General features: G+C 43.0%; 1 pseudogene. It reads left to right on the forward strand.

Annotated elements, in window-relative coordinates:
* Positions 1-302, forward strand: a pseudogene (locus H5182_RS22120) (hypothetical protein); the annotation flags it as partial.

Genomic DNA, 302 nt, shown 5'->3' on the forward strand with positions numbered 1-302 from the left:
GATGGCTCAGTGCCAGAATTTCCTTTTTTGATAAAGTCGGCCTATTCAGAGTCGTGTGGTCATAGTAGTTGTGGTATTGATTTTGGTTATAAATATTTTAAAACTGCCTATGCTAATGAGCCAATTACCTTCCCACGGGAGCGTTTGGATTTATTACAGCCCAACGCCTATGCATCGATTGAGTTTACGGTTACCCATCCTAATTATCACCAAGGCGGATTTCCGCGAGGCTTTGGGCCCACCGATGCTGATGACCCTATTCATATCACGTTTACCGTTAAGCCGTTTACTGAACAAATGAA

Source organism: Pseudoalteromonas sp. SG44-17 (assembly GCF_014164235.1).
GTDB lineage: Bacteria > Pseudomonadota > Gammaproteobacteria > Enterobacterales > Alteromonadaceae > Pseudoalteromonas > Pseudoalteromonas rhizosphaerae.